Source organism: Janthinobacterium sp. 67 (genome assembly GCF_002797895.1).
GTDB lineage: Bacteria > Pseudomonadota > Gammaproteobacteria > Burkholderiales > Burkholderiaceae_D > Janthinobacterium.
On record NZ_PGES01000001.1, the window covers coordinates 1 to 15,011 of the forward strand.

Consider the following 15,011-nt stretch of genomic DNA (forward strand, 5'->3'; position numbering starts at 1 on the left):
GCTGGAAGCTGGGCGACAGCAACTTCCCCATCAACCCCGTGATGACGGTGAAGAACAACACGGCCACGACCTTGCCGGGCGGTACCGTGGTGGAGTTCGACTATCCCGTCTCGGCGCCATCGGACATGAGCGACCAGTCCGGCTTCGGCTTGACGGTCATCAATGCCGGCTACACGGGGCCGAACAATATCGGCGGCTTCACGAAGAACTACAACCGGGCCCGCTTTGCGATTCCCTCCTGGCAATCGCTGGCGCCGGGCGGCTCCGTCGCGCTGACCCTGAACTACCGCTTGCCGATCTCGGGACCGGCCAACTACACGGTCACCGTGGGCGGCACCAGATACGCGCTGACGCAGGAGTATCCGGAACTGCCGGTGGCATTGCCGTAAGTTGAATCCGGCAGTGTAAACAGAGAAGGGCGGAACCGAGGTTCCGCCCTTTTTTCGGGGTCAGACCCAACGAGTCTGACCCCAGCCTTTGCTTCCGGGTTGTTTCAGCTTAAAACCAGGTTTCCACCTGGAAACCATAGGAAGTACCGCTGGTATTGTTGTTGTAGATCGGGCCGCCGTTGTTCGACGCATTGACCGAGGCGGTCGCCGCATCGTTCCACTTGCCGTACGTCACGAAAGCGCGCAGTTCAGGACGCGACCACAGGCCAGGACCGGCCGAGATCGTCGGGGCGATGGTCAGCTTGGTCAGGCGCTTGGCCGGCAGGCCGCCCGCTTGCGTCACGCGGTCCGTGCCCAGTTCGCCCACCAGCTTGAAGTTGTTGGTGAACGCGTACACGGGACGCACGCCGACCGAGGTCCAGGTCGAGGAACCGGTGGCGTTCGACTCGTCTTTTTGCCACAGGGCGACGAATTCCATGCCGAAGTTGGCCATCGGCTGGATCGCCATGTCATTGAAGATGCGCGTGCGTTTCACGTCCGAACCGAAATTGGTGTCGCCCGAAGCGCCGAACTGCGCGCCCTTGCCCGTGCCGGGACCGACGCCATACTGCACGCCGAAGGTATTGCCGCCGCCGAAGACTTTCGCCTGGCGGTGGAATGCCGACAACTGCCAGCCGTTATGCTTTTGGCCGAAAGCGTCGTTGTCCTTGCCTTCGCCGATGATGTAGGTCGCGGCCAGGTCCAGGGTACCGTTTTCATTGACGGGAATCTCGCCGTAGATGAAGTTCTGGCGCACGGCGGACTTGGTGCTGACGACGCCGCTCTTCGACACGGTGTTGATGTCGTTGTCCTTGAAGAAGGCGTACGAGAATTTACCCGGGCCCGCAGGAATGCGGTCCAGACCGGCACCCGTGCCGTTCATGTTGATGTATTGCAAGTCCAGCATGTGGATGTCAGGACGGTAGTAGAAACGCTTGCCGATCCAGGCCGTGCCGCCGTTCAGGAAGTCGAGTCCCTGCGCTTCGACATAGGCTTTGACGATGCCCAGCTTGTTGTCGCCGAAATCGGAGTTGGGCGCGTAAGCGTTGACCCAGACCGTGGCCAGGTAGTTCACGCCGCCGGAATTGGCGATCGACTTGGTGTAGCCGAATTCCGTGTAGGCATCGCACTCATTGCCCAGACGATATTTCATGGTATTGCCGCCCAGGCCGAAGCAGCCTTGCGAACCGCCGTCGCCCGAGGTATTGCTGCCGGCGCCAGCGCGCAGGTAGCCGTGGAAGCCTTCGGAGTCGGATGGGTACATGGGGTCGGCCATGGCGGAAGCGCTGGCGATGGCCAGGAGCAGGGCAGGTAAAGTTTTCAATGCAGTGCGATTCATGCGGTCTCCAGAAGAATGTTGGTGGCAGCGGTGACGCCCCGGAAGGTGGCCACCGCACACGGTCTAATGCCGAAAACCAAGTCTAGCAGCGCTTTTTTAACCACCCTGATACAAAACGCGCAAGTACTGATACTTTCTTTCAGAGTGTTGTTTTTGCCACATATCGATACTCTTGCGCATGGTGGGCTTGCAAAAGAGTATCGAATTGCGGTTTTGGAGTATCAGAAAGTATCAAAGGCCGGTGCTACATTGTGGTCGCGGTGCCAAGTAATCGGGCATCGCCAACGACAAAAAACACTGGAGACACACAATGAAACGTTCCGCCATTGCCGCGCTGTGCGCCGGCGCTTTCTGCTTCGCTACGTCCGCTTTCGCCGCCACCGACCTGGTCATCGCCACCGTCAACAACGGCCACATGATCGAAATGCAAAAGCTCGGCAAGTTCTTCGAACAAGCCAATCCCGACATCAAGCTCAAGTGGGTGACCCTGGAAGAGGGCGTCTTGCGCCAGCGCATGACCACCGATATCGCCACCAAGGGCGGCCAGTTCGACGTGATGACCATCGGCCTGTATGAAACGCCCATCTGGGGCAAGAAAAACTGGCTGATCCCCATCAAGCCGGACGCCAAGTACGATATCGACGACTTGCTGCCCGCCATCCGCGAAGGCCTGTCCGGCGACGGCAAGCTGTACGCGTCGCCGTTCTATGGCGAAAGCTCGATGATCATGTACCGCAGCGACCTCGTCAAAAAAGCGGGCATGATGATCGACGACCGTCCAAGCTGGAACCAGCTGCGCGACGTGGCCGCCAAGATCCACGATCCGGCCAATGGCGTGTACGGCATCTGCCTGCGCGGCAAGCCGGGCTGGGGCGACAACATGGCCCTGATCACCACCATGGCCAATTCCTACGGCGGCCAGCTGTTCGACATGCAATGGAAGCCGCAATTTACCAGCAAGCCGTGGAAGGACGCGGTCAACATGTACGTCGACCTGATGAAGAAATACGGTCCGCCGGGCGCGGCCGCCAACAGCTTCAATGAAAACCTGGCGCTGTTCAACCAGGGCAAGTGCGGCATCTGGATCGACGCGACGATTGCCGCGTCCTTCATCACGGACCCCAAGCAAAGCAAGGTGGCCGACAAGGTGGCGTTTGCCCAGTCGCCCGTGGGCGTGACGGAGCGGGGCGCCAACTGGCTGTGGATCTGGTCGCTGGCGATACCATCGAGTTCCAGGCACCCGAACGAGGCGCAGCGCTTCATCAACTGGGCCACGTCGCCCGATTACGTGAAACTGGTAGCCAAGGAAACGAGCTGGGCCAACGTGCCGACGGGTACGCGCAAGTCGACGTATGCGAGCCCCGAGTTCCAGAAAGTGGCGAAATTTGCGGCCGCCGAAGGCAAGGCCCTGGCCACCACGCGCGCCGTGCAAAGCACCTTGCCGCCATCGCCGTACGTGGGCGTGCAGTTCGCATCGATTCCCGAATTCCAGGTGATCGGCGTGGCGGCCGGCCAGCAGATGGCGGCAGCATTGCTGGGCAAGGTGACGGTGGACCAGGCGCTGGAGTTGTCGCAGCAGACGGCGGAAAGAGAAATGCGCAAAGGTGGGTACTACAAGTAGGCCTGTTGCATTGTTTGCGTACCCCAACGGCGTAATCTGGGGTCGGACCATGAGGGTCCGACCCCGGCACTTTAGCTTTGCGGGTTATCGGTTCACCTGCCCCAAGAGAACACTATGAAACGCATTATCCCCCGGACTTTGCTGACGCCGGCCGTGGTCGCCGTCTCCGTCATTTCCGTGATCCCGCTGCTGATCACCCTGTATTACGCATTCGTGCGCTATTCCATGCTCGATCCGAGCGGCCATCCTTTCCATGGCCTGGCCAATTTCCACTTCTTCTTTACCGATGCCTCTTTCCTGCCGGCCCTGCAGAACACGTTTACCCTGCTGTTTTCCGTGATGCTGGTCACGGTGGTGCTGGGTACGGCGCTGGGCTTGCTGATCAATGAAGCGTTCCCGGGGCGCGCCGTCGTGCGCGTGCTCCTGATTTCGCCGTTTCTCGTCATGCCGGCCGTGAATGCCCTGATGTGGAAGAACATGCTGCTCAACCCGATCTACGGCCTGTTCGCGCAGATCAGCATCTTCTTTGGCGCCACGCCCGTCGACTGGCTGTCGGCCCACCCTTTGTTTTCCATCATCATGATGGTCTCGTGGCAATGGCTGCCGTTTGCCTGCCTGATCTTCATGACGGCCCTGCAATCGATGGACCGCGAGCAGCTGGAAGCGGCGCGCATGGATGGCGCGACCTATCTGCAGCAGTTGCGCTACCTCTATATTCCCCACCTGGGCCGTGCCGTCTCGGTGGTGCTGATGATCGAGATGATCTTTTTGCTGTCGATCTTCGCGGAAATCTTTACGACGACGGGCGGCGGTCCCGGCTTTGACACGACCACCATCACCTTCATGATCTACCAGCAGGCACTGCTGTCGTACGACGTGGGAGCGGCCTCGGCCGGCGCCCTGTTCGCCGTGCTCATCGCCAACATCGCCGCCTTCTTCCTGATGCGCGTCATCGGCAAGAATCTGTCGAAATAAGGAGACCATCATGCATGGCAAATTCAATCTGTATGGCCGCACGGCCGCCGCCTGGCTGTGCGCGCTGCTGCTGTTCTTCCCCATCTTCTGGCTGGGCCTGATGGCCTTCAAGACGGAAGGGCAAGCCATTTCCACGCCGCCGCTGCTGTTCTTCACGCCGACCCTGGACAGCTTCCGCGAAGTGCTGGCGCGCGACAATTACTTCGGCTACGCGTGGAACTCGCTGTTTACCAGCGTGCTGTCGACGGCCATTGGCCTCTTGATCGCCATTCCGGCCGCGTATTCGATGGCGTTTTTCCCGACGGGCGGCACCATCGGCCTGTTGAAGTTCATGCTCAGCTCGCGCTACATGCCCGGCGTGGGCGCCCTGATGCCGATCTATATCTGCTACCAGTACTTCGGCCTGCTCGACACCCGCATCGGCCTGACCATCATGTTCATGCTGATGAATCTGCCCATCATGATCTGGCTGCTGTACACGAGCATGAAGGAGCTGCCGCGCGAAATCCTCGAGGCCTCGCGCATGGATGGCGCCACCGTGTGGGACGAATTCCGCCACGTCGTGCTGCCCCTGTCCGTGGGCGGCATCGCCTCCACGGCGCTGGTCTGCATGGTGTGGTCGTGGAATGAATCGTTCTGGTCGCTGAACCTGGGCGCGTCCAACGCGGGCACCCTGGCCTGGCTCATCGCCTCGTATTCCAGTCCGGAAGGCTTGTTCTGGGCCAAATTATCGGCCGCGTCGCTGATGGCGATTGCGCCCATCATGGCGCTGGGCTGGTTCTGCCAGAAGCAACTCGTGCAGGGCATGACTTTCGGCGCAGTCAAATAAACTACAGAATAGAGACACACATCATGGCTTACCTTCAACTGAGCAATATCGAAAAATTCTTTGGCGAGCACCGCGCCATCAAGGGCATCGACCTGGAAATCCGGCAGGGCGAGTTCGTCGTCTTCGTCGGACCGTCCGGCTGCGGCAAGTCCACCTTGCTGCGCCTGATCGCGGGCCTCGAGCCGATCGACGGCGGCAAGCTGTCGCTCGACGGGCGCGACATCACGGCCCTGCCATCGTCCAAGCGCGACCTGGCGATGGTGTTCCAGTCGTATGCGCTGTACCCGCACATGACGGTGTTCCAGAACATGTCGTTCGCGCTGAAACTGGCCGGCGTCGATCCCGCCATCATCCGCGAGAAGGTCGACAAGGCGGCCGCCATCCTCGACCTGGGGAAATACCTGGAGCGCACGCCGAAGGAGCTGTCGGGCGGCCAGCGCCAGCGGGTGGCCATCGGCCGCGCCATCGTGCGCGACCCGAAGGTGTTCCTGTTCGACGAACCGCTGTCGAACCTGGACGCGGCACTGCGCGTGCAGACGCGCATCGAGATCGCCAAGCTGCACCGCGAACTGGGCGCCACCACGATCTACGTCACGCATGACCAGGTGGAAGCGATGACCCTGGCCGACAGGGTCGTCGTGCTGCGCGACGGGCAGATCGAGCAGCATGGCTCGCCCCTGGAACTGTATGACCGTCCCGCCAACCGCTTTGTCGCGCAATTCATCGGCACGCCCAGCATGAACGTGGTGCCGGCCGACGCGGCGCCGCAGCTGCTGGCGCAGGCGGGCAGCGCGGCGCAGGCGGACGGCTTTGTCGGCATCCGCCCCGAACATGTGCACCTGGGCGCGGCGCAGCCGGGCAGCGTGCCCGTCACCGTCGACCTGGTGGAATCCTTGGGCGTGGAAACCCTGACCTATGTGCGCTTGCCGAACAATGTGCAGGTGGTCTCGCGCGGCGCCGAGCGCAGCAGCCTGCAGCCGGGCCAGCAGACGCATTTGACGTTCGAGCCGGGCTTCGTCCATTATTTTGACCGCGCCGGCAAGACCTATGCCGCCGCCAAGGGAGTTTGAAATGAGCGCCATTGAACTGAAACAGGCCAACCTGGCCAAGCTGCCGGCCACCGTGACCGTGCCCGCGTACGTGCGCGAGACACTCGTGCCCAGCATCGTGCATATCGGCGTGGGCGGCTTTTTCCGCGCCCACCAGGCCGTCTACCTCGACGATTTGCTGGCCTTGCCCGGTAACGCGGAATGGGGATACTGCGGCGTGGGCTTGCTGGCGATTGATGCGGCCATGCGCGACGCCATGCGGGCGCAGGATGGCTTGTACACGGTGGTCGAGCGCAGCGCGGCGGGCGACTCTGCGCGCATCATCGGCTGCGTGGGCGACTACCTGTATGCGCCCGACGACCCGCAAGCCGTGCTGGAAAAGCTGGCCGATCCTGGCACGCGCATCGTCGCGCTGACCATCACCGAGGGCGGCTATTATGTGAACCAGGGCACGGGCGAATTTGACGCGCAACACCCCGACATCGTGCATGAACTGGCGCACCCGCAGGCGCCGCGCTGCTCGTTCGGCTACCTGGCCGCCGCGCTGGCCCTGCGCCGCGAGCGGGGCCTGGCGCCGTTTACCATCATGTCCTGCGATAACCTGCAAAACAATGGCGATGTGACGCGCAAGATGCTGCTGGCCTTTGTGGCCCTGCGCGACCTTGAGCTGGCGCGCTGGCTGGCCACCGATGGCAGCTTCCCCAACAGCATGGTCGACCGCATCACGCCGGCCACCACCGACGAACACCGGGCGCTCGTGCGCGACAGCTTCGGCATCATCGACGCCTGGCCCGTCGTGTGCGAGCCGTTCCGCCAATGGGTCATCGAAGACGCATTCCCGCAGGGCCGGCCGGCCTGGGAAAAGGTGGGCGCGCAGATGACGCACGACGTGCTGCCGTATGAAAAGATGAAGCTGCGCCTGCTGAACGCCAGCCACCAGGCCCTGTGCTACATCGGCATGCAGCTCGGTTACACGTTCGCGCACGAAGCGATGAACGATCCTGGCATCCGCGCGCTCGTGCGGCGCATGATGGATGACGAGGTGACGCCGCTGCTGGACGAAGTGGAAGGCATAGCCCTGGACAGCTATAAAGATACCCTGATCGAGCGCTTCTCCAATCCGGCCGTGCGCGACCAGCTGGCGCGCATCGGCACGGAGGGTTCCGCGCGCATTCCGAAATTCGTGCTGCCGTCCGTGCGCGAAGCGCTGGCCCAAGGTGGCGCCATCAAGCTGCTGGCCTTTACCGTGGCGTGCTGGTTCCGCTACCTGGAAGGCCACGACGAAGCTGGGCGCGAACTGCCTTTGAGCGACCCGTACGCGGCGCGCCTGCGCGCGCTGGCGCTGCAGGGCGGGGCGGATGCCACGACGCTGCTGTCCCTGCGCGAGCTGTTTGGCGACCTCTCCGACGCACCTGCATTCACGCAGGCGGTGGGCGAGGCGCTGGCCAGCCTGTATGGGCTGGGCGCGCGGGCGGCGCTGGAACAGATCGTCGCTTGAGGGGGAGGGCGGACCATGCCACGCAAAGCCGATGCTTGCCTGCCGCAGATGGAACTGGAACAGCAGCGCGACGCCATGCCCGGCTTCGAGCCGAAAGGCAGTTTCGGCTTCATCCGCTACCTCGAGCACGGCTTTCCGAATGCGCTGGTGCGCTGGCAGGCCGCTGCTGGCGCAGACCAGCGACTACCAGCTGCTGTCGACGGTGCCCATGCAGTCGAGCGACGACGACGCGGCGCTGGCGCGCATCAGTTCGGCCATCAACTTCATCGTGCATAATTACAGCAGCCAGTTCTCGCTGAAGCAGCTGGCCGAGCAGGTGGACATGCCCGAGCGGACGTTTTCGCGCTTCTTTCGCCAGGCCACGGACAACAGCTTCACGGACTTCGTCAACCGCCTGCGCATCAACAAGGCTTGCCAGCTGCTGATGGAGACGCAGCGTTACGTCAGCAACATCTGCTACGAGGCGGGATTCAATAACGTGGCCAATTTCAACCGGCGCTTCCTGGAATTGACGGGCATGACGCCGAAGGAATTTCGCCAGCAGGCGCTGGGCCGCTTTGGCGAGTGACGCTTTTTGAGGTACATTGGATGGCACAGGCGGGGACAGCCTGGGAGAGACGAGCATGGAATACCGATGGCAGAAGGACGGCGAGCGCAAGGCGCCCGAACTGGAACGCGAAAGCTACGACGGCATCATCAATTACCTGGAACATGGCTATCCCAGCTCGCGCGTGCGCTGGCACTGCCATGAAGAGTACGAGCTGCACCTGATCGTCGCCACCAGCGGGCGCTTGTTCGTGGGCGACTATATCGGCGAGTTCTCGCCGGGCCACCTGGTGCTGACGGGGCCGCGCCTGCCGCACAACTGGATATCCAACGTCATGCCGGAAGGGGGCGTGGCCCTGCGCGACATGATCGTGCAATTCGCCCACGCGCCGCTGGCCGGCGCCGCGCGCGTGATCCCCGAATTGCGCGAGCTGCTGCCGCTGCTCGAACGCTCCAGCTATGGCGTGGAGTTTTTCGACATGGGCTACGAGGCCGAGCAGCACCTGGCGCGCATCCGCGCCACGCACGGCGCCGAGCGCTTCGCCGAATTCGTGCAATTAATGAGCAAGCTGGCGCGCACGGCCAATTACCGGCTGCTGTCGAGCGCCTCACTGCGTTCCTACGACGATGACGCCACCCTGGCCAAGGTCAATGCCGTCCTCAACTACATCACGGATAATTACCGCGAGCCGATTTCGGCGGAAATGCTGGCCGAGCAGGTGGGCATGTCGCTGAGTAAATTCTCGCGCTTCTTCCGCAAGGCGACGGGCAACAGCTTCACGGATTTCATGAACCGCCTGCGCATCAACAAGGCTTGCCAGCTGCTGATGGATACGGATCAATATGTATCGAATGTCTGCTACGACGTGGGTTTCCAGAACGTGGCCAATTTCAACCGGCGCTTTTTGCAGGTGAAGGGCGTCACGCCGAAGGAATTCCGGCGCCAGGCCGATGGACGCTTTGGCGGCATCGGCGGGCCTGTTGCGGATACGCCACCGCCGTGATGCCTGTCATGGGCTTGTCACTTTGAACAGTTATCCTCCACGGCTTCAATCCCACCCTAGCCGAGGAATGCATGAAGACTGCCGTAACGTCCACCCCGAAACTGACCCTGCTGGCCATCGCCGCCGGCCTGGCCCTGGCCGCCTGTGGCGGCAGCGACAGCCACAATGAGCCGGCCAAGCCCGTGGCGCAGACGGGCGTGTTCCTCGACGGCGCGGTGGAAGGACTCGATTACGTGGCCGGCAGCGCGGCCAAGGCCAGCACCAATGCCAAGGGCGAATTCATTTGCAACCCGGGCGACACGGTCGCCTTCAGCGTGGGCGGCCTGGCCCTGGGCTCGGCCCCGTGCGGCCCCGTCGTCACGCCGCTGGCGCTGGCCGCCAGCACCAACGTGGCGGACGACAAGGTCGTCAACCGCCTGCTGGCGCTGCAATTGCTGGACGAGGACAGCGATCCGTCGAACGGCATCAAGCTGACGGCGGAAGTGAAGGCCGCGCTGGCCGGCAAGACGCTCGATTTCGCCACCGCACCGGCCGTCTTCAACGCGGCCCTGTCCGCGCATCTGGCGGCCGTGGGCGCGAAATTCGCCGGCCGCACGGTCGATGCGGAGCGCCGCGCCCTCGTGCGCGAGCATTTTGAAGACACCCTGGCCTCGAAAGCGGGCGCGCCCGTCAACGAGGCACTGACGCAAGCCAATCCGGTCGGCGAAGTGAAAGTGACCGTGACGCGCTACCAGATCCAGGCGGACAGCAAGTTCTACGTGCCGTACGAAGGCGCCAACGCCAAGATCAAGGGCGAATTCCCGAACGGCTTTTTGCCATCGTACGGTTCGGGCCTGGCCTACAAGGGCAAGAATGCCAACGGCGACCTGGAATTCTATGGCTTGACGGACCGCGGCCCGAACGGCGACGGCCCATTGCTCCCCGATCCATCGGGCAAGGGTACGATCGGCAGCAAGATCTTCCCGTCGCCGAGCTTCACGCCTTCGTTCGGCGTGCTCACGGTGGGCAAGAACGGCGCCGTGTTGACATCGAGCACGCCGATCAAGGTATCGGCTACCGTCAACAGTTCGGGCTTGCCCGTGCCCGTGGGCGCCGTCGGCAATTCGGCCGAGATTCCCGTCATGGATGCGATGAAGTTCGACGCAAGCGGCAAGGCCGTCTTCAACGCGGGCGGTCTCGATTCGGAAGCCATCGTCGTCGATGCCAAGCGCAATGCGCTGTGGGTGTCCGACGAATACGGTCCGTTCATCGTCAAGATCGATGCGGCCACGGGCATCATCCAGGCCAAGTACGAGCCGGGCAAGGGCTTGCCGGCGCTCTTCGCCAAGCGCCGCGCGAACCGCGGCATGGAAGGCATGACCCTGGACACGAGCAACGACAAGCTGTACGCTTTCCTGCAAAGCCCCCTGTCCGACGGCACGGCGCCGTATTCGGTGACGAAGAAGAATGAACAGGTCGAGCGCTTCGCCCGCTTCACGCGCTGGATCGAATTCGATCCGACGACGGGCACCAGCGGCAAGATGTTTGCGTACCCGCTCAATGCGGCCGACTACCAGGATGGCCGCACGGGCAACGCCAAGCTGGGCGACATGGTGGCGCTGGGCGGCGGCAAGTTCCTCGTCATCGAGCAGGGCGCCGCGCCGTCGGGCAAGGTGTTCAACAAACTGATGCTGGTCGAACTGAAGGGCGCCACCGATATTTCGGCCGCCGCCTTCAACGCGACGACGTCGGACCTGGAAAAAAGCAGCATGGGCGGCGCGGCCGTCAATGGCGCCGACTGGGCCGCCGTCACGCCGCTGAAGAAAACCCTGCTGCTGGACTTGAACGCCATCGGATGGGCGGCGGAAAAAGCGGAAGGCCTGACCCTGATCGACGACTCGACCATCGCGCTGGCCAACGACAATGACTTCGGCCTGAAAACCAAGGTCTTTGACGCGAATGGCGTGGAAGTCGATGGCGCCGACGTGACCAAGTGCACGGTCGACGCCAACGGCACCATCGTCACGAGCAGCACCGCCGGCTGCAACGCCGCCAACACCATCCGCGTGGCGCGCGGCGACGACCGCGAACGTCCAAGCCGCTTGTGGATCGTGAAGTTTGCCAAGGCGCTCAATACGTATTGATGTGCTGCTGTGTCGGATTACGCGGCGCTGCGCGCCGCTAATCCGACCTACATGAAAAAGCCGCGCGGTGCAGAAATGCGCCGCGCGGCTTTTTATCGTGAAAGTGGACGGTAGGTCGGATTAGGCCGAAGGCCGTAATCCGACATGTATCCGTTTACTTCTTCGTGTAGGTATTCAACCAACCCAAAACGGTGTGATGCCACAGCAGCGAATTGGCCGGCTTCAGCACCCAGTGGTTCTCGTCCGGGAAGACCAGCAGCTTGCTCGGGATGCCCTGGCGCTGCAGCGCCGTGAAGGTGCCCAGGCCTTGTGCTGTGGGGATGCGGAAATCGAGGTCGCCCTGGACCACCAGCATCGGCGTCTTCCAGTTTTTCACGTAGTTCACGGGGTTGAACTGCTCGTGCTTGGCCGGCGCGTCGTAGTAGGTGCCGCCATTTTCCCATTCCGTGAACCACAGTTCTTCCGTCGCGTAAGCCATGCCGCGGTTGTCGAACACGCCGTCGTGGTTGACCAGGCATTTGAAGCCGTCCGGCCAGTTACCGGCGATCCAGTTCATCATGTAGCCGCCGTACGACGCGCCCAGCGCGCAGCTGCGCTCGCGGTCCAGCCACGGGAATTTCTTGGTGGCCGCTTCCAGGCCCTTCTGCAAGTCGACCAGTGGCTTGCCGCCCCAGTCGCCGCTGATGGAGTCCGTGAACTTCTGGCCATAGCCGGTCGAGCCGTGGAAGTCGATGAAGACGGTGGCGTAGCCGGCGCCCGCATACACTTGCGGATTCCAGCGGTAGCTCCAGCTGTTGCCGAAGCTGCCTTGCGGGCCGCCGTGGACCAAAAAGGCGATTGGATATTTTTCGCCGGCCTTGGCATTCCACGGCTTCATGACGTGGCCGTAGACGGTTTCGCCATTCGCGCCGGCGAACGAGAACTGTTCATATTCGCCGAAGCGCACGTCGGCCAGGGCTGCCGCATTCTGTTTCGTCAGCTGCACCATCGGTGCATTTTCCGACTTCGCGTCGAGTTTGCGCGTGTACAGCTGCGCGCCCGAAGCCAGGTTGGCTTGCGCCAGCACGATGGTGTTGCCGCGCACGTCGAAGTCGCCCACGGCGCCCTTGCCCGTCAGCGCAGCGACCTTGCCGCTGGCCGCGTCGATGTGGAACAGACGATGCTGGCCCACGTCATCGGCGGTGACGAGGAAGGCCTTGCCATCCGGCGTCCAGCGGAAGTCGGCCACGGAACGGTCCCAGTCGTCGGCCACGGTGCGTTTCTTGCCCGTGGCGACATCCATCAGCACCAGGTGAAAACGGTCCGCTTCGAAGCCCGGCTTGGTCATGGCGACATAGGCCAGGGTACGGCCATCGGGCGAGTAGGTGGCTTTCGCGTCCCAGGCCGGATTGTCGGCCGTGAGGTTGCGCGGCGCCTGGCCGCCGGTGGCGGGAATCGTGTAGACGTCGAAGTTGGTTGACCACGATTCCGTGCGGCCGGCCACGCGCACGGAGAAGGCCACGGTCTTGCCGTCCGGGCTGAAGTGGTATTCGCCGTTGTCGCCGAACGGTTTCGATGGCGCGTCGCCGTCGAGGGTGCCGCTCAGGCTGACGGGCGCGGCGCTGACCTTGCCGGTGGCATCGATCGGCGCCGAGTACAGCGCGTTGCGGCGGCCGTCGGCCCAGGTATCCCAGTGGCGCACGAACATCTGGTCGTAGACCATGCCGCTCGCCTTGTTTTTCGTTTTTTCATCGAGGCGCTTTTTCGTGCAGGCGAGGTCCGCGCAATCGAGGAAGACGCCCATGCTGAAGGCCAGGCGGTCGCCCTGCGGCGACAGACGGTAGGTGTCGACGTCCAGCGCCAGGTCGGTGACCTTGGCCGCTTCGCCGCCGTTCAGGGGCAGCTGCCACACTTGCGAGGAACCGGAGCGGCCGGACAGGAAGTAGATGGCGTCGCCGTTCGGCGACCATTGCGGGTCGCTGGCGCTGGCGTCTCCGCGCGTGAGCTGGCGCGGTGCCGCGTTCGGCGCGCGCAGGTCGATCATCCACAGCTGCGTGTTGCCGCGGTTTTTGTCCAGGTTGGTGGTGCGCACCGTGTAGACGACGCGCGTGGCGTCCGGCGACAGCACGGGGCTGCCCACGCGTTCCATGGCCACCATGTCTTCCACGGTGAAACCGCGTGGCGCGGCCAAGGCCGGCACGGCGGCAGTGGTGGCCATGGCGGCACTGAATGCTCCCAAGAGCAGCAGACGTAAACTCATTCAAACTCCCGTTTTATATTGCGACGTTATCGATATGGTATTGACGTGGCCGGCTGTACCGCCGGCAGCCCGACATCATAGCAATAAAGACGCGCCTGCTGCGGGAGTTGACCGCCGGTTAGCCGGCGTTTTGCGCCAGTTGGTCGAGCGCCACGTGGCCGAGGAAACCGCCCCGGCTGGCGGCCGGCACGCCGTCTTCGATGGCGTGGGCAAAGCGGATGCCGGGGTCTAGTTCCAGCGCCGCCAGCACGCGCGCCGTGTTCGGATAATCGGCCAGGCTGGCCAGCTGCAGCGGTTCGGCCCAGCGCGCCGTGGCGGCCAGGTAGGCGTCGGCGATGGTCGGTGCCGTGTCCGATACGAGCCAGGCGCGGCCAGCAAGCAGGCGCTCCAAGTGGGCCAGGCTTTTGTTCACTTTCTCGACGGCCATCTCGCGCCAGACGCCCGCGCGCGCATCTTCCGGCACCGCGCGCGCGGCCTGGAAGGCGGGCATGAAGGCCGCGTGAAACGTCGTGTGCAAAAAGGACAGCACGCTGTTGAGGCGATCATATTCCGGCGTGCCTTGCGCAAAACCCAGGCTGCTGCCTGGTGCGCGGGCGGCCAGGTGCAGCAGGATCGCCATGCTTTCCAGCAGCGGCGCACCGGTGTGCGTGAGCAGGGCCGGCGTCTGGCTCAGGGGATTGATGGCGAGAAAGGCCGGATGCCGCTTGCTGGCCGGGTCGCGCGCTTCCACGCGGGCCAAACGATACGGCAAGCCGCTCCATTCGAGGGCGGCGATGGCGGCAAACGAGCAGCCGAACGGCACGCTGTAGATCAGGGTGGTTTCCAAGTCGAAACTCCATTGAGGTGAGGGAAGGGCAGTCTAATCGTGATGGTTACTATTTGGAAGAAGGCAGAATAATGTGGTATAGGTACATTTTTTATACCAGGTTGGAAGCGAACAATGAAAGACAATGTCTCCGGCTGCGCCGTGGAAGAGGCGATGCGCTTGCTGGGCGGGCGCTGGCGAGTGGTGTTGCTCAGCTATCTGATGGCGGGGCCGAAGCGCTTCAGTGAAATTCGCCGCGCCGTGCCGAATATCTCGCAGCGCATGCTGACCCTGGACTTGCGCGCGCTGGAAGAAGCGGGCTTGCTGACGCGTACGATCTACGCGGAAGTGCCCGTCAAGGTGGAATACCGGCTGACGGACGAAGGCCTGCGCTTGCGCGAACTGGTCAAGATGCTGCGCGCCATCGGCTTGCGCCTGCGCGGACAGGCGGACGCGGGCGGCGCCTTCCTCGCGCCCGATGCCGGCTAGATGTCTCTACAGAAACAACTGTTTTTATGCGAAGTGCTAGACTGCCCGCCTTTGATCACTACTCCC

Annotated in this window: 12 protein-coding genes and 1 pseudogene; 10 read left to right on the forward strand and 3 right to left on the reverse strand. The window is 63.0% G+C overall.

Annotation, left to right across the window (positions count from 1 at the left end):
- Positions 1-389, forward strand: a 389-nt coding sequence (locus CLU90_RS00005; protein ID WP_198511114.1) for a chitinase C-terminal domain-containing protein, incomplete at its 5' end; no start/stop codon positions are given.
- A 109-nt stretch (positions 390-498) separates the two neighbouring features.
- Here CLU90_RS00005 and CLU90_RS00010 read toward each other — a convergent pair.
- Entirely contained in the window at positions 499-1,767 is a 1,269-nt protein-coding gene (locus tag CLU90_RS00010; protein ID WP_100426875.1) for a maltoporin, read from the reverse strand.
- A 310-nt stretch (positions 1,768-2,077) separates the two neighbouring features.
- Between CLU90_RS00010 and CLU90_RS00015 the strand changes: the two genes are divergently transcribed.
- The 8 genes and pseudogenes from CLU90_RS00015 to CLU90_RS00050 all read left to right on the forward strand — a co-directional run bounded on the left by CLU90_RS00015 (position 2,078) and on the right by CLU90_RS00050 (position 11,412).
- On the forward strand, positions 2,078-3,388 hold the full coding sequence (locus tag CLU90_RS00015; RefSeq protein ID WP_092712279.1) for an ABC transporter substrate-binding protein: 1,311 nt from the start codon (positions 2,078-2,080) through the stop codon (positions 3,386-3,388).
- Between the two features lie 114 nt (positions 3,389-3,502).
- The gene (locus CLU90_RS00020; protein WP_092712282.1) at positions 3,503-4,363 is read left to right on the forward strand and encodes a carbohydrate ABC transporter permease; all 861 of its coding nucleotides are present in this window, start codon (positions 3,503-3,505) and stop codon (positions 4,361-4,363) included.
- A gap of 10 nt (positions 4,364-4,373) precedes the next feature.
- Positions 4,374-5,192, forward strand: coding sequence for a carbohydrate ABC transporter permease (locus tag CLU90_RS00025; protein ID WP_100426876.1), 819 nt, complete (start codon positions 4,374-4,376; stop codon positions 5,190-5,192).
- Between the two features lie 23 nt (positions 5,193-5,215).
- On the forward strand, positions 5,216-6,262 hold the full coding sequence (locus CLU90_RS00030; protein ID WP_092712286.1) for an ABC transporter ATP-binding protein: 1,047 nt from the start codon (positions 5,216-5,218) through the stop codon (positions 6,260-6,262).
- Between the two features lies 1 nt (position 6,263).
- Positions 6,264-7,739 carry a mannitol dehydrogenase family protein gene (locus CLU90_RS00035; protein WP_100426877.1) on the forward strand — a complete coding sequence of 492 codons (1,476 nt, stop codon included), beginning with the start codon at positions 6,264-6,266 and terminating at the stop codon, positions 7,737-7,739.
- Between the two features lie 328 nt (positions 7,740-8,067).
- A pseudogene (locus CLU90_RS30195) lies at positions 8,068-8,307 on the forward strand (helix-turn-helix domain-containing protein); the annotation flags it as partial.
- A gap of 55 nt (positions 8,308-8,362) precedes the next feature.
- Positions 8,363-9,289 (forward strand): helix-turn-helix domain-containing protein, encoded by a 927-nt coding sequence (locus CLU90_RS00045; RefSeq protein WP_092712291.1) that lies wholly within the window; start codon positions 8,363-8,365, stop codon positions 9,287-9,289.
- A 71-nt stretch (positions 9,290-9,360) separates the two neighbouring features.
- Positions 9,361-11,412 (forward strand): esterase-like activity of phytase family protein, encoded by a 2,052-nt coding sequence (locus CLU90_RS00050; protein WP_100426878.1) that lies wholly within the window; start codon positions 9,361-9,363, stop codon positions 11,410-11,412.
- A 154-nt stretch (positions 11,413-11,566) separates the two neighbouring features.
- On the opposite strand, the gene CLU90_RS00055 is transcribed toward CLU90_RS00050, so the two are convergent.
- Both CLU90_RS00055 and CLU90_RS00060 read right to left on the reverse strand, forming a co-directional pair.
- Positions 11,567-13,651 carry a S9 family peptidase gene (locus tag CLU90_RS00055; protein WP_100426879.1) on the reverse strand — a complete coding sequence of 695 codons (2,085 nt, stop codon included), beginning with the start codon at positions 13,649-13,651 and terminating at the stop codon, positions 11,567-11,569.
- Between the two features lie 118 nt (positions 13,652-13,769).
- Positions 13,770-14,477 carry a glutathione S-transferase family protein gene (locus CLU90_RS00060; RefSeq protein WP_100426880.1) on the reverse strand — a complete coding sequence of 236 codons (708 nt, stop codon included), beginning with the start codon at positions 14,475-14,477 and terminating at the stop codon, positions 13,770-13,772.
- 114 nt (positions 14,478-14,591) lie between these two features.
- On the opposite strand from CLU90_RS00060, the gene CLU90_RS00065 reads away from it, so the two are divergent.
- Positions 14,592-14,945 (forward strand): winged helix-turn-helix transcriptional regulator, encoded by a 354-nt coding sequence (locus CLU90_RS00065; protein WP_100426881.1) that lies wholly within the window; start codon positions 14,592-14,594, stop codon positions 14,943-14,945.
- Positions 14,946-15,011 lie beyond the last annotated feature (66 nt).